The 21,095-nt window shown below is 57.0% G+C and carries 13 protein-coding genes, 2 pseudogenes and 1 riboswitch; of the genes and pseudogenes, 11 read left to right on the top strand and 4 right to left on the bottom strand.

Features of this window, described 5'->3' with window-relative positions; genetic code table 11:
• Nucleotides 1-12 precede the first annotated feature (12 nt).
• Nucleotides 13-587, bottom strand: a pseudogene (locus tag AC0L7S_RS00680) (GNAT family N-acetyltransferase).
• A gap of 66 nt (nt 588-653) precedes the next feature.
• Between AC0L7S_RS00680 and AC0L7S_RS00685 the strand changes: the two are divergent.
• A pseudogene (locus AC0L7S_RS00685) lies at nt 654-1,980 on the top strand (DNA polymerase IV).
• A 95-nt stretch (nt 1,981-2,075) separates the two neighbouring features.
• Nucleotides 2,076-2,957 (top strand): DMT family transporter, encoded by an 882-nt coding sequence (locus AC0L7S_RS00690; RefSeq protein ID WP_473472635.1) that lies wholly within the window; start codon nt 2,076-2,078, stop codon nt 2,955-2,957.
• A 48-nt stretch (nt 2,958-3,005) separates the two neighbouring features.
• Here AC0L7S_RS00690 and AC0L7S_RS00695 read toward each other — a convergent pair whose 3' ends face one another.
• The 3 genes from AC0L7S_RS00695 to AC0L7S_RS00705 all read right to left on the bottom strand — a co-directional run bounded on the left by AC0L7S_RS00695 (nt 3,006) and on the right by AC0L7S_RS00705 (nt 9,601).
• A complete protein-coding gene (locus AC0L7S_RS00695) occupies nt 3,006-3,803 on the bottom strand; it encodes an ion channel (RefSeq protein WP_473472636.1) in 798 nt (265 codons plus the stop codon).
• Nucleotides 3,804-3,903: 100 nt separating this feature from the next.
• On the bottom strand, nt 3,904-7,431 hold the full coding sequence (dnaE, locus tag AC0L7S_RS00700) for a DNA polymerase III subunit alpha (protein ID WP_473472637.1): 3,528 nt from the start codon (nt 7,429-7,431) through the stop codon (nt 3,904-3,906).
• 157 nt (nt 7,432-7,588) lie between these two features.
• Nucleotides 7,589-9,601 (bottom strand): acetyl-CoA carboxylase biotin carboxylase subunit, encoded by a 2,013-nt coding sequence (locus AC0L7S_RS00705; protein ID WP_473472638.1) that lies wholly within the window; start codon nt 9,599-9,601, stop codon nt 7,589-7,591.
• Between the two features lie 200 nt (nt 9,602-9,801).
• Between AC0L7S_RS00705 and AC0L7S_RS00710 the strand changes: the two genes are divergently transcribed.
• From AC0L7S_RS00710 to parE, 9 genes are all read left to right on the top strand, one after another.
• Complete coding sequence (locus AC0L7S_RS00710) at nt 9,802-10,929, top strand: S-(hydroxymethyl)glutathione dehydrogenase/class III alcohol dehydrogenase (protein WP_473472639.1); 1,128 nt, start codon at nt 9,802-9,804, stop codon at nt 10,927-10,929.
• A gap of 82 nt (nt 10,930-11,011) precedes the next feature.
• Nucleotides 11,012-11,479 (top strand): YaiI/YqxD family protein, encoded by a 468-nt coding sequence (locus AC0L7S_RS00715; protein ID WP_473472640.1) that lies wholly within the window; start codon nt 11,012-11,014, stop codon nt 11,477-11,479.
• 251 nt (nt 11,480-11,730) lie between these two features.
• Complete coding sequence (locus tag AC0L7S_RS00720; protein ID WP_473474380.1) at nt 11,731-12,585, top strand: cytochrome b/b6 domain-containing protein; 855 nt, start codon at nt 11,731-11,733, stop codon at nt 12,583-12,585.
• 1 nt (nt 12,586) lies between these two features.
• The gene (locus tag AC0L7S_RS00725) at nt 12,587-13,378 is read left to right on the top strand and encodes a molybdopterin-binding protein (protein ID WP_473474381.1); all 792 of its coding nucleotides are present in this window, start codon (nt 12,587-12,589) and stop codon (nt 13,376-13,378) included.
• 184 nt (nt 13,379-13,562) lie between these two features.
• Nucleotides 13,563-13,964 (top strand): helix-turn-helix domain-containing protein, encoded by a 402-nt coding sequence (locus AC0L7S_RS00730; protein WP_473472641.1) that lies wholly within the window; start codon nt 13,563-13,565, stop codon nt 13,962-13,964.
• A gap of 297 nt (nt 13,965-14,261) precedes the next feature.
• A riboswitch (glycine riboswitch) is annotated at nt 14,262-14,349 on the top strand.
• 150 nt (nt 14,350-14,499) lie between these two features.
• Complete coding sequence (gcvT, locus tag AC0L7S_RS00735) at nt 14,500-15,600, top strand: glycine cleavage system aminomethyltransferase GcvT (protein ID WP_473472642.1); 1,101 nt, start codon at nt 14,500-14,502, stop codon at nt 15,598-15,600.
• Nucleotides 15,601-15,606: 6 nt separating this feature from the next.
• Nucleotides 15,607-15,975, top strand: coding sequence for a glycine cleavage system protein GcvH (gcvH, locus tag AC0L7S_RS00740; RefSeq protein ID WP_473472643.1), 369 nt, complete (start codon nt 15,607-15,609; stop codon nt 15,973-15,975).
• 11 nt (nt 15,976-15,986) lie between these two features.
• Nucleotides 15,987-18,800, top strand: coding sequence for an aminomethyl-transferring glycine dehydrogenase (gene gcvP, locus AC0L7S_RS00745; protein WP_473472644.1), 2,814 nt, complete (start codon nt 15,987-15,989; stop codon nt 18,798-18,800).
• Nucleotides 18,801-19,014: 214 nt separating this feature from the next.
• A complete protein-coding gene (parE, locus tag AC0L7S_RS00750) occupies nt 19,015-21,069 on the top strand; it encodes a DNA topoisomerase IV subunit B (protein ID WP_473472645.1) in 2,055 nt (684 codons plus the stop codon).
• Nucleotides 21,070-21,095: the final 26 nt, after the last annotated feature.

A 21,095-nucleotide genomic window follows, 5' to 3' on the forward strand; every position in this document is an offset into this window, starting at 1 on the left:
TCTTTCCATCTTTTACAATGTCAGGCGCATCAGCGGCCGGCCAGCCTTGCGTTCCACGATCCTTTGAAAACCCGCCTTTTCGAAAACGCTGGATGAACCGACGAAAAGCCCGATCGAGCGTGAATTTTTTGCCAAATCCACCGGGCAGGCTTCCAGCAAGCGAGCACCGTTGCCGCGCGCGTGGACAATTCCCTCCTCGACAAATCGATGAGTCAGACCTTGGCCGCGCGCTTTGCTGCGAATGAAAAAACATGAAACAGCCCAGACATCCGGTGCTGCGGCATCATCCGGGTCGAGCGGTGCGGACCCCCTGCCCGCATTGTTCCATTCGGGTATATCGGCCCGAGGACCGATCTGCATCCAGCCTATAGCCTGTTCTTCATCAAAGGCCAGCAGACCGGGCGGTGGACCTGCCTCGATGCGCGCCTTTATGTGGTCCTTGTTGCGTTCACGGTCATTTTCGCGGCGCACCGCAGGTGACAGCCGAAAATGTGTGCACCAACACCCATAACAAGCCCCTGCTTGCCGAACAATGCCTCGAAATCCGGCCATAATGCCGCCGTCACCGGTGCAATCGTCACGCTCATCAGCCTCTCCGCTCCAAAGCCTTGCTGCTTTCCGCATCCTGACGTAACATGCTATATGTTCTCTTTATGTTCGCACTGATGAGCATGACTGTCAACGATCCAGAGCACGGTTTCTGCCGCGACTGCCTGACGCTTCAAAACAGTGTCGTGCGGCGCTGCCAAAGCTGTGGCAGCCCGCGCTTGGCCAGGCATGAAGAACTCTACCGGCTGCATTTTGCGCATATCGATTGTGACGCCTTTTACGCCGCGGTCGAAAAGCGGGACAATCCCGAACTAAAGGACAAGCCCGTCATAATTGGTGGTGGCAAGCGCGGTGTGGTTTCCACCGCCTGCTATATTGCGCGCATCAACGGGGTGCGCTCGGCCATGCCGATGTTCAAGGCGCTGGAGGCCTGCCCACAAGCCACTGTCATCAAGCCGGATATGGAAAAATACGTCCGCGTCGGGCGCGAAGTGCGCGCCATGATGCAGGCGTTGACGCCGCTGGTCGAACCCGTCTCCATCGACGAGGCATTCCTCGACCTTTCGGGTACGGAACGCCTGCACGGCCTGCCGCCTTCACTGGTGCTGGCGCGCTTTTCGCTGGCGGTCGAAAAAGAAATCGGCATCAGTGTCTCGGTCGGCCTTTCATACTGCAAATTTCTGGCAAAAATGGCTTCGGATTTCCGAAAACCGCGCGGTCTAGCCATCATTGGCAAAGCTGAGGCGGTCGGGTTTTTGGCTGAACAGCCGGTGACCATGATCTGGGGTGTCGGCAAGGCCTTCGCGGCAACGCTGGAACGTGATGGCATTCGTATGATCGGCCAGTTGCAGCGTATGGATCGCGGCGACCTCATGTGCCGTTACGGAGTTATGGGAGACCGGCTTTACAGGCTGGCGCGCGGCGAAGACGAACGACAGGTTGTTGCCACCAGAGAATCGAAGAGCGTTTCTGCCGAAACCACATTCGATGCGGATATCGCTACCGCGCAAGAGCTGATTCCAGTGCTGCGCGCCTTGTCCGAAAAGGTTTCAGCACGGCTGAAAAAAGCTGGAATTGCGGGAAGAACGGTTGTCCTGAAATTGAAAACAAAAGACTTCAAGACACGAACCCGCAACCGTCAACTCGGCGATCCAACCCGGCTTGCCGACCGCATCTTTTCGATAGGGCTCGATCTTTTACGCAAAGAGATCGACGGGACAAAATACCGCCTATTGGGCATCAGCGTCAGTGACCTGTCCGATGACGGCAAAGCCGACCCCCGATCTGGTGGATGACCTCTCCCGAAAGCGCGCGCTGGCCGAGGGCGCGATAGATTCGCTTCGTGACAAATTCGGTCGTCATGCTGTCGAGACGGGTTACACCTTCGGCAAAGGGCGCAATGCGCATCCGCCTGAGCCGCTGGACGACTGATCCTGTGGACGACTGGGCCGCGCCAACGCAGCTGGCCCAGCTAAATTCTGCCATTAGCAATTGCAGCCATTGGCGCAGTCTGCGACACAACCGGCATGACTTCGACTCCATCAATTTCCAAGGCTGCGTTCTGGATGGCCATGTCGATCGCCTCGTTTTTGGGGATGACGGTGGCCGGACGTGAAACCACCAAATTGCTCAACGTTTTTCAGGTCATGGAACTGCGCTCGTTGATCGGCATCGTTATTCTTTTGCCGCTGGTGCTTGCAAGCGGCGGCTTTCCGGCGATGCGAACGGCAAGGCCACTTCAGCACATTGGCCGCAATATCGTTCATTATGCGGGTCAGGCGGCATGGCTTTTCGGACTCACGCTCATCCCTTTGGCACAACTTGTTTCAATTGAATTCACCAGCCCAATCTGGACAGTTTTTCTTGCGGTCGCATTTCTCGGTGAACGATTGAACGTTCGCAAGTTGATCGCTATTTCGTTCGGCATGCTCGGCGTCATTATCATCGTGCGACCGGGCGTCAGTTCCGTAGATCCGGGGCATGTCATAGTCCTGGGTGCAGCAATCTCTTTTGCCATTTCAATGGTCATGGTCAAATCGCTGACCCGTACTGAAAGCGTTGTACGCATCATCTTCTGGATGCTCGTCATTCAGTCCATTCTCGGTCTTGCGCCTGCGCTGTATGAGTGGCGCGACCCGCCATTGGCGCTGTGGCCTTGGATAGTGATGATTGCTTTCACCGGCATGTCATCGCATTTCTGTCTGGCTCGCGCGCTTGTCTTTGCCGACGCGACGATCGTTTCACCAATGGATTTCCTGCGCCTTCCACTGACAACCCTTGTCGGCTTTATGCTTTATAGCGAACAGATCGACCTGTTCACTGTTGCCGGCGGTGCGTTGATCCTTCTCGGAAATTTGCTGAACCTACGACGGCGGCCCCTGAAACCTGTCGAAGTAGCCGCATCATAGATAGTATTGCGAACGGAAAACCGGAGGCCACTTTTCCTGTAATTGCTCTTAACGCCCGCTATCTGGAATGTTCAGCAGGTTGCCGCACGCCTTGCAGTGAACTGCATCCGGTTCATGCCTCTGAAGGCCGCATTTCGGGCATGGGAAGAAAACCTTGTAGGGCCGGAACATCGCCTGAGCCAACCTTACAAACAGCGATATGCCGATGATCATCGTGACAATGGCCGTCAGCTTGCCCGCCACGCCCGGCAATACGATGTCGCCAAAACCGGTGGTAGTGACCGTCGCCACTGTCACATACATGGCGTCCACGTAACCGGCAAACCCGGACCCGTTGCGGAAGAAGAATGTGTAGACAAAGCCGGTGATGACGAACAGGAAGGTGACGAGATTGACAACGGCATTGCTGGCGTCGCGCCAGGGCCTGAACTCTCTCATTTCCAGATGGCGCCACAAGGCTCCGCCGTGTGACAGTGACCAAAGACGCAAGATGCGCAAAAACGCCAGATTGGCAAAAGCCGCAGGAAACAGAAGCGTCAAAAGAATGAAGCCATCGACCCATGATGTCGGTTTCTTGATCAGCCGCCAGACATCTGTGGACGCGAGCATCCGTGCTATGATGTCTGCAGCAACCAATGCCGCAACCGTATAATCCAGCCAGAGAAAGGTTGGAGATTCCTGCAAAACGGGCGTGAGTATGAAAAAGGTTATGATGGCCAGATCAATAATGATCGCCACAATCTGAAATCGGAACGCGGCCGGGCTGTTGCCATGATATAATTTACGCAACTTGTCGCGCACCTTGGCCAAGGCCGAAAGCTCTTGATCGTTGTCCTCGACGCTCATGCCGATCCAACGGCCCGAGTGACTTTTCCGATGAAACGGCGGGGCATATCGATGCAACAATCCTTCATACCACGCTCCAATTCCCGATAGTCACCAGGCTCTAAACCAGTTCCACTTCCACGACCCCCGGCACCGCACGCATGGCCGATGCGACTTGCGGTGAAATGCGGTAGCGGTCGGGTAGTTCCACCTCGACTTCACCTTCGCCACCATCCTTTATCAGAACGAAGCTGACCTGCCCCTCACCCTTGACGGAAAGTTGGCCGGCAATCGTGCCCAGCGGCTTTGAATCACGGACGAATATGCGCAGAGCCTTTTGAATCCGGCTTGCTTCGTCTTCCAGCGACTGCACCGTCTGAATGCGCAAATTGACACCTTCTGGCCGATCTTCGGCCGCGACTGTAATGACCACCGATTTTCCGGCCTCCAGATGGTCACGAAACTGCGCCAGTGTCTCGGAAAACATCACCGCTTCATATTGTCCTGTCGTGTCGGAGAAGTTCACGACGCCCATCTTGTTGCCGGTGCGTGTCTTGCGCTCCTGCTTCGAGGTAACAGTTCCGGCAAGCCGCCCGGCGGTCGCTCCGCGTTTCACGGCGGCAGAAAACTCACTCCACGTCTGGACCCGCATCTTCTCAAGCGCCGTCTTGTATTCGTCGAGTGGATGGGCGGACAGATAAAAGCCGACAACCTGGAACTCCCGATGCAAGCGGTCTGCGGGAAGCCACGCATCGACCGCCGGCAAATGCAGCGCTTCAGACTGGGCGCCGAGCGAAGCCCCGAAAATATCCGTCTGACCGGAACTGGCATTTTGCTGGGCCAGTGCCGCCAACCCCATCATACGTTCGACCCCGGCCAGCAAGGCCGCACGATCATGACCAAAGCAATCCAGTGCGCCTGCCGTAATCAGGCTTTCAAAGACACGTTTTCCAACGACCTTTGGATCGACGCGCTCGCAAAAATCAGCGAGGGTTTTGAACTGGCCTTCCTTGCGCTTCTCGACAATGTGTTCCACCGCCGCGTCACCAACACCCTTGAGAGCGGCCAGCGAATAAAAGATACGATTTTCTCCAACCTCGAAATCACGGAAGCCAGTCAGTACCGACGGTGCCACCACGTCGATACCGAGGCGCAACGCATCCTGGCGAAAATCGGCAAGCTTGTCTGTATTGCCCATGTCGAGCGTCATCGACGCGGCCAGAAACTCAACCGGATAGTGCGCCTTCAGATAAGCCGTTTGATAAGAGACAACCGCGTAGGCGGCCGCATGCGATTTGTTGAAACCGTAGTCGGCGAATTTGGCCAGAAGATCGAAGATGAAGTTGGCCTGCGGTTTGTCCACGCCGCGCTCTACGGCACCTGTGACAAAGCGCTCGCGCTGCTTGTCCATCTCGGCGCGGATCTTCTTACCCATTGCACGGCGCAACAGATCAGCCTCACCCAGCGAATAGCCGGCAAGTTCCTGGGCGATCTGCATCACCTGTTCCTGATAAACGATGACGCCCTGCGTCTCCTTCACCAGATTGTCGATTTTTGGATGAATCGAAGCTGTTTCTTCCTCGCCATGTTTTCTGGCGTTGTAGGTCGGGATATTCTCCATCGGGCCGGGCCGATAGAGCGCCACTAGCGCAATGATATCCTCGATACAGTCCGGTTTCATGCCAATCAGCGCCTTGCGCATGCCGGCACTTTCCACCTGAAACACACCAACGACCTCGCCACGCGACAGCATTGCGTAGGTCTTCTCGTCATCCAGCGGGATATGGGCCAGATCGATCTCGATCCCGCGCCGCTGGATCAGCTTCACCGCCGTGTTGAGAACGGTCAGGGTTTTCAAGCCAAGAAAGTCGAATTTCACCAACCCCGCCTGTTCGACATATTTCATGTTGAACTGGGTGACCGGCATATCCGAACGCGGATCGCGGTACATTGGAACCAGTTCAGACAAGGGCCGATCACCGATGACAATGCCTGCGGCATGGGTCGATGCGTGGCGGTAAAGCCCTTCCAGTTTCTGCGCCATATCGAGCAATGTCTGAACGATAGGTTCTCTTTCAGCCTCCTCCGCAAAGCGCGGCTCATTGGCAATTGCCTCGGCCAGCTTCACGGGATTGGCCGGGTTTTGCGGCACCATCTTGCACAGCCGATCGACCTGGCCGTATGGCATTTGCAAGACACGTCCAACGTCGCGCAGGACGGCTCTTGCCTGCAGCGTTCCGAAGGTGATGATCTGGCCGACCTGATCGCGGCCATATTTGTCCTGAACGTAGCGGATCACCTCCTCGCGACGGTCCTGGCAAAAATCGATATCAAAATCCGGCATCGAGACGCGATCAGGATTGAGGAAGCGCTCGAACAACAGTGAAAAACGCAGCGGATCAATGTCGGTGATGGTCAAGGCATAGGCAACCAGCGAGCCGGCACCCGAGCCACGACCCGGACCGACTGGAATATCCTGTGTTTTCGCCCATTTGATAAAGTCCGCCACGATCAGGAAGTAACCCGGAAATTTCATTCGCTCGATGATGCCGAGTTCAAACTCCAGTCGCTCGCTATATACCTCTTTCGTGTGGCCTGCGGAGGTTCCGTGTATTGCCAAGCGTATTTCAAGCCCTTCAACGGCCTGGCGTCTCAGCTCATTCGCTTCAGCCTTCACCGCGGCATCCGCATCGGCAACATCGCCGCCAGTAAAGCGCGGCAGGATTGGCTTGTGCGTCTTCGGGTAAAACGAACAGCGGCGGGCTATTTCTACAGTGTTGTCGATAGCCTCCGGCAAATCGGCAAACAAAACCGCCATATCCGCCTGGCTTTTGAGAAAATTGTCCGGCGACAAGCGCCGCCTGTTGTCGGCGGCCACGACCGAGCCTTCGGCAATGGCAATCAGCGCATCATGTGCCTCGTAGTCCTCGCGCGAAGAGAAAAAGGCTTCGTTGGTGGCAACCAATGGTAATTCGTGCCGATAGGCCAAAGCGATCAAATCGCGTTCAATCCTGCGATTGTAACCCGAGAGGCGTTCGAGTTCGACATACAGTCTGTCACCGAACAGTGATTTTAACCGGACTAGGCGCGCTTCTGCCAGATCGCGCTTGTCCGCCTTGAGCGCGCGACCAATCGGGCCGAGCGGACCACCAGTCAGGCAGATCAACCCGTCGCACCGCTCTGCAATCATATCGGTTGTCAGGTGGAGGGAGCCACCCGGAGGCGTTTCAAGGTAAATACTACTTACCAGTCGAACGAGGTTGCGATAGCCGGTTTCATTGGCGGCAATCAGCACGAGCGCCGGCGTTTCCGGCCCCTGCTTGCGGCGGTCGAGCTGACCGTCACTGGTCTCACCGGAGAAAGCCACATCAATCTGGCAGCCAATGATCGGTTGAACGCCGTCCTTCACCGCTTTTTGGGCAAATTCCAGCGCACCAAATAAATTATTGGTGTCGGTCACCGCGATAGCCGGGGCCTCATCCTTGATCGCGTGACCGACCACCTTGCCCAGTTGCAGGGCACCTTCAAGCAGCGAATAGGCAGAATGCACGCGCAGATGGATGAACCTGCGCGACGGCACGGCTGACCGCGCCGCATTATCCATTGCAGCGCGCTTCAGGGGATCACGTGGGGGTCTATCGTCAGTCATAAGCTCGCATTCTTCAAAGCGATTCGGGATTCCAAGTGAATCGCTGGTCATTGTCCCGGAACCTGCTTGCCGGGTCGAGTCACAAATGGCGCATAGTCGAGAATACGTAAGGCTATTTACTGGCCCGGTTGTGTCAGATCATCGTGCAATCACACACTCAACCGAACTCCATGATGACCGCGTCCACCGCAAGGCTGTCCCCCTGTTTTGCGCAAAGCTTGGTCACGGTAAGGTCGCGGTCCGCACGCAAGACATTCTCCATCTTCATGGCCTCGACCACGGCCAGGGTCTCGCCAGCCTTGACCTCCTGCCCTTGTGTGACCGAGATCGACACGACGAGGCCCGGCATCGGGCACAAAAGCAGTTTCGAGGTATCCGGCGGCACTTTTTCCGGCATCAGTTTTTCAAGCTCGGCCACGCGTGGCAGCATGGCTTGCGCCGTCACGGACATGCCTTTCCATGCAATGCGCATACCATTGGGTATCACCCGCAATTGCGCGGCAATTTTTTGCCCGCCAACTGTGCCTCGCCAGACCGGTTCGCCTGGACGCCAGCCGGATTCGATTGTCTTCGGCTCGTTGCCGTTGATCGAAATATCGACTTCCATCGGAATGGAAATCATCCCCTCGCGAATGGACGCCAAGAGATATTCCTTGCCAATCTTGATTTCCCAATCGGTTTTAAGCACGCCACTATGGGGTGCCAGCCGCCCGCCAAGCCGGTCAAGCCGGTCGCGCCGTAGCAGTTCGACCACTACAGCAATCGAGGCAAGTACCGCCTTTTCATCATCGGTCGGAATGACCGGAGTGAAACCGTCGGGGTATTCCTCAGCAATGAAGCCTGTCGAAAGCTCGCCTTGACGCCAACGCGGGTGTTGCATCAAGGCCGACAGAAACGGGATATTGTGTTCAATTCCGTCAACGACGAAATTATCGAGCGCTTCCGACATGGCGTCGATGGCTTCCAGCCGCGACGGTGCCCAAGTGCAAAGCTTGGCGAGCATCGGATCGTAGAACATGGAAATTTCCGAGCCTTCGCTAACACCGGTATCATTGCGAATGACAATATCGCCGAAACGGCCCTCTTGTGGTGGCTGATAGCGCGTCAGACGGCCGATCGAGGGCAGGAAATTGCGATAGGGATCTTCCGCATAGAGCCTGCTTTCAATCGCCCAGCCGGTTAATTTCACATCGCTCTGCTTCATTGCGAGCTTTTCGCCTGCGGCCACCCGGATCATCTGCTCGACAAGATCGACCCCGGTAATGAGTTCGGTAACCGGATGCTCGACCTGCAAACGCGTATTCATTTCGAGGAAATAGAAATTCTTGTCACGGTCGACGATGAACTCAACCGTGCCGGCGCTTTGATAGTCAACCGCCTTTGCCAATGCCACCGACTGTTCGCCCATGGCTTTTCGCGTCGCCTCGTCCAGAAATGGCGACGGCGCTTCTTCGGCAACCTTCTGGTTGCGGCGCTGGATCGAACACTCGCGCTCCCCGAGGTAAAGCGCATTGCCGTGCGCGTCTGCGATCAACTGGATTTCGATATGGCGCGGATCGACAACGAATTTTTCAATGAAAACGCGGTCGTCGCCGAACGAACTCTTCGCTTCGGAACGCGCCCGGTCAAACCCATCACGGACTTCAACCTGTGACCATGCGATGCGCATGCCCTTTCCGCCGCCGCCCGCAGATGCCTTGATCATCACCGGATAGCCAATCTCACCGGCTATCTTTTCGGCGTGGTCGGCATCTTCGATGACCCCGAGGAAACCTGGTACCGTGCTGACCTTGGCAGCATTGGCAAATTTCTTCGATTCGATCTTGTCGCCCATCGCCTCGATGGCGCGCGGCTTCGGCCCGATGAAAACGATGCCTTCCTTTTCCAGTGCGGAGCAAAACGATGCGCGCTCGGAAAGAAATCCATAGCCGGGATGGACAGCTTCGGCCCCTGTTTCCTTACAGGCGGCGATGAGTTTTTCTGGCACAAGGTAGCTTTGCGCTGCGACAGATGGTCCGATGTGAACGGCTTCATCAGCCATTTCTACGTGCATCGCATTGCGATCGGCGTCGGAATAGACCGCAACGGTCGCGATCCCCATCCGCTTGGCTGTCTTGATAACGCGACAGGCGATTTCACCACGGTTGGCGATCAGAATTTTCTTGAACATTAGTGGTTTCTTTCCCTCGCTCACGGGTTTCTTTTATGGACTTCGTGACGTCCGCTCAAGCCGACAAAGGTTTATATTGGCCGTCGTCGCGGTAGATGCCTTCTTGCAAAGGGAAAATCCGGCTATTCGGGAGGCTTGCAGGCTGGTAGCCTTTCTGCCAGTCCCGTTGTTCAGATGATTTGCCTTGGAGGATACGCTTTATGAAAACCCGTGCCGCGGTAGCAGTAGGAGCCGGAAAGCCGCTTGAGATCATGGAGGTCGATCTCGAAGGTCCACGCGAGGGCGAGGTTCTTGTCGAGATCAAGGCGACGGGGATCTGCCACACGGACGAATTCACCTTGTCGGGGGCCGACCCCGAAGGCATTTTCCCCGCGATCCTTGGCCATGAGGGCGCTGGTATTGTCGTCGATGTTGGCAAGGGCGTCACCTCGGTGAAGAAGGGCGACCACGTCATCCCGCTCTACACGCCGGAATGCCGCGAGTGTCCGTCATGCCTGTCGCGCAAAACCAATCTGTGCACGGCCATCCGCGCCACGCAAGGCCAGGGCCTGATGCCGGACGGCTCCTCGCGCTTCTCCATCGGCAAGGACAAGATCTTCCATTATATGGGCTGCTCGACCTTTTCCAACTTTACCGTGCTGCCCGAGATCGCGGTTGCCAAGGTCAACCCGGACGCACCGTTCGACAAGATTTGCTACATTGGCTGCGGGGTCACCACCGGCATTGGCGCTGTCATCAACACCGCCAAGGTAGAGATCGGCGCAACGGCAGCCGTGTTCGGGCTTGGCGGCATCGGGCTCAATGTCATTCAGGGCCTCAAGCTTGCCGGGGCCGACATGATCATCGGCGTTGATCTCAACAACGACAAGAAGGCCTGGGGCGAGAAGTTCGGCATGACGCATTTCGTCAATCCGAAGGAGATCGACGGCGATGTTGTCGCGCATCTGGTCAATATGACCAAGCGTGGGGCCGACCAGATCGGCGGGGCCGACTATACATTCGATTGCACCGGCAACACCACGGTCATGCGGCAGGCGCTTGAAGCGTCGCATCGCGGCTGGGGCAAGTCCGTTGTTATCGGTGTGGCGGGAGCCGGGCAGGAAATCTCGACACGTCCGTTCCAGCTTGTCACCGGACGTAACTGGATGGGCACGGCGTTTGGCGGCGCGCGTGGACGCACCGACGTGCCCAAGATCGTCGATTGGTACATGGATGGCAAAATCCAGATCGACCCGATGATTACCCATACCCTCAGGCTCGAAGACATCAACAAGGGCTTCGACCTGATGCATGCCGGGGAAAGCATCAGAAGCGTGGTTATTTATTGACAGCGGCGCTAAAGCCGACCTCGGCGTCTTCTCACATGGATAAGAGAGCGCGCGTTCACTGCGCGCCTCTTGCACGATAGCAATGTCCTCACCATCAATCCTCGTTGACGCCGATGCCTGTCCAGTAAAAGCAGAAGTCATAAAGGTGGCGGAACGGCATAGCGTTGTCGTCACCTTCGTCTCGAATGGTGGCCTGCGGCCATCGCGCGACCCAATGATCCGCAACGTCGTCGTACCCAAGAGCGCCGATGCAGCCGATGACTGGATCGTCGAAAACGCCAACGCCAACGATATTGTTGTCACAGCCGACATCCCGCTTGCGGCACGTACGGTTGCCCTTGGCTGCCATGTGCTCGGCCCGACCGGACGCCCCTTTACGCCCAGATCGATAGGCATGGCCGTTGCCATGCGCGATCTCAAGCAGCATCTTCGCGAAACAGGTGAAAGCAAGGGTTACAATGCCGGTTTTGCGCCGCAGGACCGCTCACGTTTCCTCTCGGAACTCGACCGCATCTTGCGACGCGCCCTTAAATCCACCCCGCCGGGCTGAGCGGGTCAGCGATCTGGCCTGATATCAGGATAAATCCAGGAGACCAGCGCTTCGCCATATTCCGTTTGCAGCTCTGGCCTGCCCGGTGGTTGAAAACTCTTGCGCACCGCCTCTCCATTCACAACAATTCGTGAACGAGCGAAACATCAGACCGTCTGGCCACGTATCTGGATTAAGGGCGAAATTGGCCTAACGTGATACGATGCATAACCACAGGGACAGGAACGATGGATAGAGCCGTGACCGGGCAAGTGGATACACCAAGTGCCACCGCTCCCACAGCCGGGCCTCTCGTCTACAAACAGTCGAGTTGGACGCGCCTGACGCATTGGCTGTGGGCGATTACCCTGTTCTTCATGCTGCTCAGCGGCCTTCAGATATTCAACGCCCGTCCTCAACTTTACATAGGCAAGCAATCGGGTTTCCAGTTCGAAAACACCATTTTGGCGATCGGTGCTGAAAACACAGCCAATGGTCCGCGCGGATATACCGAGATATTCGGCAAGCGTTTCGACACAACCGGCGTTCTTGGCTGGTCGGGTCCAGAGGGGCGCGAGCGTGCCCGCGCGTTTCCATCATGGGCGACCATACCGTCCTATTACGATCTCGGCACCGCGCGCGTCGTTCACTTCTTTTTTGCCTGGGTGCTGGGCATCACGTTGCTTACATGGCTGGTTGCCAGCCTGGTCAACGGTCATCTGCGCCGCGATCTCGCACCGCGCATTGATGACATACGAAAGCTGCCGCGCGACATCGCCGATCACGCCAGACTGAAGTTTCATCATGCCCGCCGTTACAATACGTTGCAGAAGCTCTCCTATGGCGGTGTCCTGTTCGTGCTTTTACCCCTGATGATCATCACGGGTTTTGCCATGTCGCCTAGTATGAATGCGGTTTTGCCGTTCCTGAACGACCTGCTTGGCGGGCGCCAGACAGCGCGCACGATCCACTTCATCGTCATGGTGCTTCTGGTTGGCTTTTTCATCATCCACATGTTGATGATTGTTGCCGCCGGGCCGATCAATGAAATGCGTTCGATCATCACCGGCTGGTATCGTATCGATCCCCCCACACCCGAAACCGATACAGAAGAGAGGAATGCGTGATATGGCCAAATTCCAGATAAGCCGCCGCAAATTCCTCACCGCCGCCAGTCTTGGCATTTCAGGCTCCATCCTTTCAGGGTGCGAGGCTTTCGACAGCGGCCTTGGCGTCGGTGACGGGTTACGCAACTTCCTTGAAGGGGCCAATGACCTGACCCACCGGGCGCAACGCTTGCTGGCCGGGCGCGACTCACTGGCGCCAGAATTTACACAAGCCGATATCCGCCAGCCGATGCGGCCAAATGGCGTTACCGCTCCCGACGACGATGTCTATAAAGGATTGCTTGCCAGCGACTTCACCGACTGGCGCCTTGAAGTTACCGGCCTTGTCGAACAGCCTCTATCGCTGTCGCGCGGTCAACTGATGGCCATGCCCAGTCGAACACAAATCACCCGCCACGATTGCGTCGAGGGTTGGAGTTGCATCGCCAAGTGGACGGGCACGCCCCTGTCACTGGTGCTCGACCAGGCTCGCGTCAAACCGGAAGCGCGCTACGTCATGTTCCATTGCCTCGATACGATCGACCGCAGTCTTTCCGGCGACATAAAATACTATGAGTCGGTCGACCTGATCGACGCCCGGCACCCGCAAACCATTCTTGCTTACGGCCTTAACGACAAGCCGTTGCCTGTCGAAAACGGCGCGCCGTTGCGGGTGCGTGTCGAGCGCCAACTCGGGTACAAAATGCCGAAATACATCGGCAAGATTGAATTGGTAGACGGCTTTGCAAATTTCGGTGGTGGTCGTGGCGGATATTGGGAAGATAATGGTTATGATTGGTATGGCGGCATTTGACGATCTGCTGTGCGTTTCGTCTGCGGAAAGGCGCAACTCTACCAATTTAATCCTTGTTATATCAGCCGCTTGTCTCAAAAGCAGGATTGTAACCTTGTGATTCTCTGCACTTTCGCCCATGTTGGTCAGGTCTCGCCGTCTATGGCGTTATGATTCCGATTAACGAAGTCAGGAGGTGTATCGGGTGCCCGACACCACGAATATTTTTGAGCAAAGGCCAGATCAAGATACTTTCGGCGGACGCTTTTCACGAGCTCGCGATGCGAGCGGACTTTCAACAAAAGACTTAGCCTGGCGCCTTGGCGTCAAGGTCTCGACGATAAAAGCCTGGGAAACAGATCGCTCCCAACCAGGCTCCCATCGTTTGACAACTCTTTCAGGGTTACTGGGTGTTAGCTTGGCATGGCTCATCCATGGAGTCGGCATGGGGCCACTCGATGCTGGCGATGAAGCCGACGAGACCGCTTCCGAGGCGCTCGTTGATGAGCAATTTGCCAAGCTGAAACTTCTGCATATCGAGACCGGCCAACTATTGGGCCGAATCGAAAGTGATCTCGGCCGACGCACGAGCGAACCGGCAATCTGACCGCTGCATTTCTCTTGCGCAGTCGAGATAGCTGAATAACCAATACCAACAGAACGCCGTGCATCCCGATGGATTCACGGCGTTCTTGCTGTTTGAGGTCAGAATTTCGGTTTGTGAGTTCACGAAAATGTGAACAACACGCAAACCGCTGATTTTGCCAAAATTGTGATGGTTTTTCGAATGTTATTCACAATTTTCCGTTTGCGAGCGACTTTAACCGCCGATTGCTTGTCGCAAGCTGATGACAAGTCGTCGCAGCTGGGCTATGGATTCAGATGTCGGAGGTTGATTTGACCTCAACTGTTTGCGGGAGAGTTCAGCGAAAGCTGGCGCCGAAGGGGAAATAGCCCGAAATCTCTCAGGCAAAAAGAACCGTAGACAGGACGACACTCTGGAAAGTCGGGGCAACAAACCCCGCGCCGAAGGTGTAAGCGCTACCGACAGAGTTCCGGTCGCGCGAGTCTCTCAGGCTTCAGACAGAGGGGCACGGACTGGTCGCCAGACGCGACCGTATACGTGCGACTCTGGAGAAGACATGACGGGCGATGAAATAAGGCACTTACCCCTCGAAGATTTGCATATTGCAGCCGGAGCACGATTTGGTGCGTTTGCCGGCTGGTCGATGCCCCTGACTTATCCGGCGGGCGTTATGAAGGAGCATCTTCATACGCGCCAAAATGTGGGCTTGTTCGACATTTCTCACATGAAGCTGTTCGAACTGTCAGGTAGCGGTGTCACAGAACTGCTTAACCGCGCCTGCCCGCTCGATGCGGGCACGTTGGCGATTTCCCAATCCAAATACACGCTGCTGCTGAACGAGGCAGCCGGGATTATCGATGATCTGATCGTCACGCGGCTGGAGCCAGAACGGTTCATGGTCGTCGCGAACGCAGGCAATGCGGCGGCTGACGAAGCCCAGCTACGCGAGCTGGCTGCTGGTTTCGACGTGAAGATTGCGCCCCTCGACCGTGTTTTTCTGGCAATTCAGGGACCGGATGCCTGGGCCGTGCTTTCACGTGCCGGGATCGAAACGGGCTCACTCTTGTTCATGACCGGTTGTGAACCCCGCAAGGACTGGTTCATGACCCGTTCCGGCTACACCGGCGAGGACGGTTTCGAGATCGGCCTGCCAGAACAAGATGCGCGCGAATTATTAGCAAAATTACTGGACGAAGAAAGTGTGCAATGGATCGGCCTTGCCGCCCGCGACAGCCTGCGCCTTGAAGCCGGTCTGTGCCTGCATGGTCAAGACATCACACCTGATACCAATCCGGTTGACGCCGGGCTTATGTGGGCAATCCCCAAGAATATTCGCGCTTCTGGTACATTTGTCGGTGCCGAGAACTTGCGAACACTCATCGCAAATGGGGCCATTAGAAAGCGCGTCGGACTCAAGCCGGAAGGCCGCCAGCCCGTAAGGGCGGGCATCACAGTGTTCGATGCCGATGACAACGAAGCCGGCACCGTTACCTCCGGCGGTTTCGGCCCTTCTGTCGGCCATCCAGTCGCCATGGGTTACGTTCGCGCACCACTTTCAAGCGCTGGCACTCGGCTGTTTGCTGATGTTCGCGGCACCAAAATACCTGTCGAGATCCATTCCCTTCCCTTCACGCCTCATCACTACCGCAAAGGATAAGTCCTCATGGCAACGACATATTTCACCGAAGATCACGAATGGCTGCGCGTCGAAGGCGGCATCGCCACGGTCGGCATCACCGATTATGCCCAGGAACAACTCGGCGACATCGTTTTTGTCGAAATTCCCGAAGTCGGCAAGAGCATGACCAAGGGCGATACCGCTGTCGTCGTCGAATCGGTCAAGGCCGCATCGGACGTTTATGCACCCGTCGATGGTGAAGTCTCGGATGCCAACGCGGCACTGACCGGTGACCCGGCCCTCGTCAACTCCTCGGCCACCGGCGATGGCTGGCTCTGGAAGATGAAGCTGGCTGACGAAAGCCAGTTGGAAGGCCTTATGGACGAGGCCGCGTACCAATCCCATATAGGTTAAGATCGAGGCATATGATGACCACTTCACCTTATCCGTTTGCGGCCCGCCACATTGGCCCGGGCGTTGATGAAACCCGTGCCATGCTGGCAACCATAGGCGTGCCCTCTATCGAGACACTGATCAGTCAGGCTGTTCCAAAATCGATCCGTCTGGGGCGCCCCCTCGACCTGCCAGCGCCCGCCAGCGAAGCCGAGGCCCTTGGCGAACTATCGGCCATTATGGCGAAAAACGTCGTTCTGAAGAGTTTCATCGGCGCTGGCTATCATGGTGTCCATGTGCCGCCGGTCATCCAGCGCAATCTCTTCGAAAACCCTGCCTGGTACACGGCATATACGCCGTATCAAGCCGAAATCAGCCAGGGCAGGCTCGAACTTCTGTTCCACTTCCAGACGCTCGTTACGGAACTGACCGGCCTGCCCGTCGCTTCCGCATCCCTGCTCGATGAGGCGACAGCGGTTGCCGAGGCCGTCGGCATTGCCGTTCGCCATCACCGAGACAAGCGCACCAAGATAGCGTTGGCAGGCGTGCCGCATCCGCAAACGCTGGATGTATTGCATACACGCGCCGAACCGCTTGATCTCGAGATCGACGGAGAAACTATCGACGACAATACGGCCGCCCTGCTGGTCTCATGGCCCGACACAAACGGGGTTTATGGCGACCACACCGCAGCAATCAAAAAAGCGCGCGCGCAGGGCGCGATTGTCGTTTTCATCTCTGATCCGCTATCGCTCACCATTACCGACGCGCCAGCGACGCTCGGAGCCGATATCGCTGTCGGTTCGATGCAACGTTTTGGCGTGCCCATGGGCTTCGGCGGACCCCATGCCGCCTATTGTGCGGTATCTGATAAACTCACCCGCCTGATGCCCGGCCGGCTTGTCGGCCAATCCGTCGACAGCAAGGGACGGCCCGGATACCGTCTCGCCCTGCAAACCCGCGAGCAGCATATCCGCCGCGACAAGGCGACCTCCAATATCTGCACCGCACAGGCGCTTCTTGCCAACATGGCCGCAGCCTATGCGATCTGGCATGGCCCGGCAGGACTGCAAGCAATTGCCCAGCGCATCCACGCGCTCGCCAATGGCCTTTGCGAAGGATTGAAAGATGCCGGCATCAAAGTTGCCGGCGCGCACCGCTTCGACACCGTTGTCGTTGAAGCCAAAGGCAAAGCGCAAGACATCGCCGCCGAAGCCGAGAAAAATGGGCGACTGCTGCGTATGATCGACGCCAATCATGTCGGCATCAGTTTCGATGAAACTTCGACCGATGCGGATGTGGAAGCCATCGCTGCGCTATTTGGCGCGCAGGCCGGTGCATCCAAGACAAACACAATGCCCGGCAAGTCGCGTGCGAAGGCGTTCCTGACGCAAGCCGTGTTCCATGAGAACCGCTCGGAAACAGACATGATGCGCTTCCTGCGCCGCCTGGCCGACAAGGATCTGGCGCTTGACCGCGCCATGATTCCACTCGGCTCATGCACCATGAAGCTGAACGCCGCAGCGGAAATGATGCCGGTCAGTTGGCCGAACGTGGCCAATTTGCATCCCTTTGCACCCAAGGCACATTCTGCCGGTTACCGCGCCATGATCGACCAACTCGACAATTGGCTGGCGGAAATTACAGGCTTTGACGCCGTAACCCTGCAACCCAATGCAGGCAGTCAGGGTGAGTATTCAGGACTTCTGGCCATTCGCGGCTACCATCACTCCCGAGGTGATGACAATCGCAACATCTGCCTCATCCCCTCCTCCGCGCATGGCACCAATCCGGCAAGTGCGGCGATGGCTGGCATGAATGTGGTTGTGGTGCGTTGCACCGATGACGGCAATATCGACATTGACGACTTGAAGGCCAAGGCTGCCGCCCATGAAGCCAATCTTGCCGCGCTGATGTTTACCTACCCTTCGACGCATGGCGTGTTCGAGGAAGGCGCGCGCGACATCTGCGCCATTGTGCATGAGCATGGCGGGCAGGTCTATTTCGACGGTGCCAATCTCAACGCACTTGTCGGGCTTGCACGCCCCGGTGACATCGGTGCCGATGTCTGCCACATGAACCTCCACAAGACCTTCTGCATACCCCATGGCGGCGGCGGCCCCGGCATAGGCCCGATCGGCGTGAAAGCACATCTGAAGCCCTACTTGCCCGGCCATGTCACCGAAGGTTCTTCGCATGCTGTCTCGGCAGCCCCCTTCGGCAGCGCCTCGATCCTGCCCATCACATGGATGTATATCCGCATGATGGGTGCGTCGGGCCTGAAGCAGGCCACCGAAATTGCAATCCTTTCCGCGAACTATCTGGTTGCACGGCTGGAAGGTCACTTCCCGGTGCTTTATAGGGGCCGCAGCGGACGTGTGGCGCATGAGTGCATTCTCGACACCCGCAGCTTGAAGGATACGTCCGGAGTCAGCGTCGATGACATCGCCAAACGATTGATCGACTATGGCTTCCACGCACCGACGATGTCGTTCCCGGTTGCGGGTACACTCATGGTCGAGCCGACCGAGTCGGAACCCAAACGGGAGGTGGATCGTTTCTGCGAGGCGATGATCGCCATCGCCAACGAAGCGGCGAAAATTGCCAAGGGAAAATGGCCGCGCGAGGATAATCCACTGGTCAATGCGCCCCACACAGCCAGCGAAACGCTGGCAGGAGACTGGAGCCATCCCTACACGCGCATGGAGGCGGCCTACCCCGCGGGCGATGCTGATACCGCGTCGAAATACTGGCCGCCGGTCTCGCGCATCGACAATGTCACTGGCGACCGCAACTTGATCTGCTCGTGTCCACCCATGGAAGAATATCTGGGTGCCGCCGAATAGAAAAAGGGCCGGTGCTCGACACCGGCCTTTTTCTTGTCTCACGAGGACAAATTAACATTCCCGAAGTTGGGTATTCGTTTCCTCACGGCTTGGTTGTCGGTCGATTTTCAGGTAGAAGGACGCCAATTCACGAACGGAACGGGAACCTCGGTGCGCGCTCGCAAAAAGCGTGGCAGTATTGGGCCTGATTCGCAGCACCGGATTCCAGTCAGGCATGGACGACAGCAACGATCTTTTCGGCACTTTGGACAAACCCGCGCAGCCCGTGCGTGCGCCGTCACGTCCCAGCGATCCACTGGTTCAAGCTGCCAAACGCACACCGCCGCCTCAAGACAATATCGCCAGCTACAGTGCTGCCGATATCGAGGTTCTGGAAGGGCTGGAGCCGGTTCGTCGCCGTCCGGGCATGTATATTGGCGGCACGGATGAAAAAGCCCTTCATCATCTCTTTGCCGAGGTCATCGACAATTCGATGGATGAAGCGGTTGCCGGGCACGCTACCTTTATCGAAGTCGAGTTGTCAGCCGACGGATTTTTATCGGTAACTGACAACGGACGCGGCATCCCTGTCGATCCGCATCCGAAATTCAAGAAGCCGGCTGTCGAAGTCATCATGACGACGCTGCATTCAGGCGGAAAATTCGACAGCAAGGTCTATGAAACGTCCGGCGGTTTGCATGGCGTCGGCGTTTCAGTCGTCAACGCCTTGTCCGACCATCTGGAAGTCGAGGTGGCGCGTGGCCGCCAACTCTATCGGCAACGGTTTTCGCGCGGCGTTCCCGTCGGTGAGCTCGAACGGCTTGGCGAAGTTCACAACCGGCGCGGAACAAAGATCCGTTTCCATCCCGACGAGCAAATTTTCGGCAAGGGCGCTGCCTTTGAACCGGCGCGGCTGTATAAAATGGCGCGCTCAAAAGCCTATCTGTTCGGCGGTGTGCAGATACGCTGGAGTTGCGACCCCGCGCTGATCAAGGAAAAAGACAGCACGCCCGCGAAAGCGGAATTCCACTATCCTGGTGGTCTCAAGGACTATCTGGGGGCATCGCTTGGCAGCGACTTCCAGGTAACGCGGGAAATATTCTGCGGGAAAAGCGATAAGACCGGCGGTCATGGTTCGCTCGAATGGGCCGTCACATGGTTCGGCGGCGACGGCTTCATCCATTCATACTGCAACACAATTCCCACTGGCGAAGGCGGCACGCATGAAGCGGGTTTTCGCAATGTCTTGACGCGTGGCCTGCGCGCTTATGCCGAACTGGTCGGCAACAAACGCGCCTCGATCATCAATTCGGAAGACGTAATGATCTCGGCAGCGGGCATGTTGTCGGTGTTCATCCGCGAGCCTGAGTTCGTTGGCCAGACCAAGGACCGGCTTGCGACGATGGAGGCGACACGCATTGTTGAAAGCGCCATCCGCGACCCATTCGACCATTGGTTGGCGTCCAATCCTCAGGAAGCCTCCAAACTGCTCGACTGGGTGATCGCGCGTGCCGACGAGCGTGTCCGGCGACGCCAGGAAAAGGAAGTGTCGCGTAAAAGTGCGGTACGCAAGTTGCGTCTGCCCGGAAAGTTGGCCGACTGCACGCAAAACGCTGCGGCGGGCGCTGAAATCTTCATCGTCGAAGGCGATTCGGCGGGCGGCTCGGCCAAGCAGGCACGCAACCGTGCGAGCCAGGCAGTGTTGCCGCTGCGTGGTAAAATCCTCAACGTTGCCAGTGCAGGTCACGACAAACTTAGCGCCAATCAGCAGATTTCAGACCTGATTCAAGCTTTGGGCTGCGGCACGCGCTCGAAATATCGCGATCAGGACTTGCGCTACGACCGGGTCATCATCATGACCGATGCCGATGTCGACGGCGCGCATATTGCCTCGTTGCTTATCACCTTCTTCTATCAGGAAATGCCAGAACTGGTGCGTGGCGGGCATCTTTTTCTAGCGGTTCCGCCTCTTTATTCGATCCGGCAGGGCGGCAAGATCGGCTATGCGCGCGATGATGCGCACAAGGACGAACTTTTGAAAAACGAGTTCACCGGGCGCGGCAAGATCGAAATCGGCCGCTTCAAGGGACTTGGCGAAATGATGGCCAGCCAGCTCAAGGAAACGACGATGGACCCGAAGAAGCGCACGCTGCTTCGGATCGATGTGATTGACGCTGAAGACGCGACAAAGAGTGCGATCGACGCGCTGATGGGGACAAAGCCGGAAGCGCGTTTTCGTTTCATTCAGGAACGTGCCGAGTTTGCCGAATCCGATACTCTGGATATTTGACGCCCGGAATCTGGCGCACACATTTT

Source organism: Mesorhizobium sp. G2-6-1 (assembly GCF_055809095.1).

What these genes read in the sequence shown, in the direction of transcription:
- AC0L7S_RS00690 (WP_473472635.1), top strand. Translation starts at nt 2,076, where the DNA reads ATGACTTCGACTCCATCAATTTCCAAGGCTGCGTTCTGGATGGCCATG.
- AC0L7S_RS00695 (WP_473472636.1), bottom strand. Translation starts at nt 3,803, where the DNA reads ATGAGCGTCGAGGACAACGATCAAGAGCTTTCGGCCTTGGCCAAGGTG.
- dnaE (WP_473472637.1), bottom strand. Translation starts at nt 7,431, where the DNA reads ATGACTGACGATAGACCCCCACGTGATCCCCTGAAGCGCGCTGCAATG.
- AC0L7S_RS00705 (WP_473472638.1), bottom strand. Translation starts at nt 9,601, where the DNA reads ATGTTCAAGAAAATTCTGATCGCCAACCGTGGTGAAATCGCCTGTCGC.
- AC0L7S_RS00710 (WP_473472639.1), top strand. Translation starts at nt 9,802, where the DNA reads ATGAAAACCCGTGCCGCGGTAGCAGTAGGAGCCGGAAAGCCGCTTGAG.
- AC0L7S_RS00715 (WP_473472640.1), top strand. Translation starts at nt 11,012, where the DNA reads ATGTCCTCACCATCAATCCTCGTTGACGCCGATGCCTGTCCAGTAAAA.
- AC0L7S_RS00725 (WP_473474381.1), top strand. Translation starts at nt 12,587, where the DNA reads ATGGCCAAATTCCAGATAAGCCGCCGCAAATTCCTCACCGCCGCCAGT.
- gcvT (WP_473472642.1), top strand. Translation starts at nt 14,500, where the DNA reads ATGACGGGCGATGAAATAAGGCACTTACCCCTCGAAGATTTGCATATT.
- gcvH (WP_473472643.1), top strand. Translation starts at nt 15,607, where the DNA reads ATGGCAACGACATATTTCACCGAAGATCACGAATGGCTGCGCGTCGAA.
- gcvP (WP_473472644.1), top strand. Translation starts at nt 15,987, where the DNA reads ATGATGACCACTTCACCTTATCCGTTTGCGGCCCGCCACATTGGCCCG.
- parE (WP_473472645.1), top strand. Translation starts at nt 19,015, where the DNA reads ATGGACGACAGCAACGATCTTTTCGGCACTTTGGACAAACCCGCGCAG.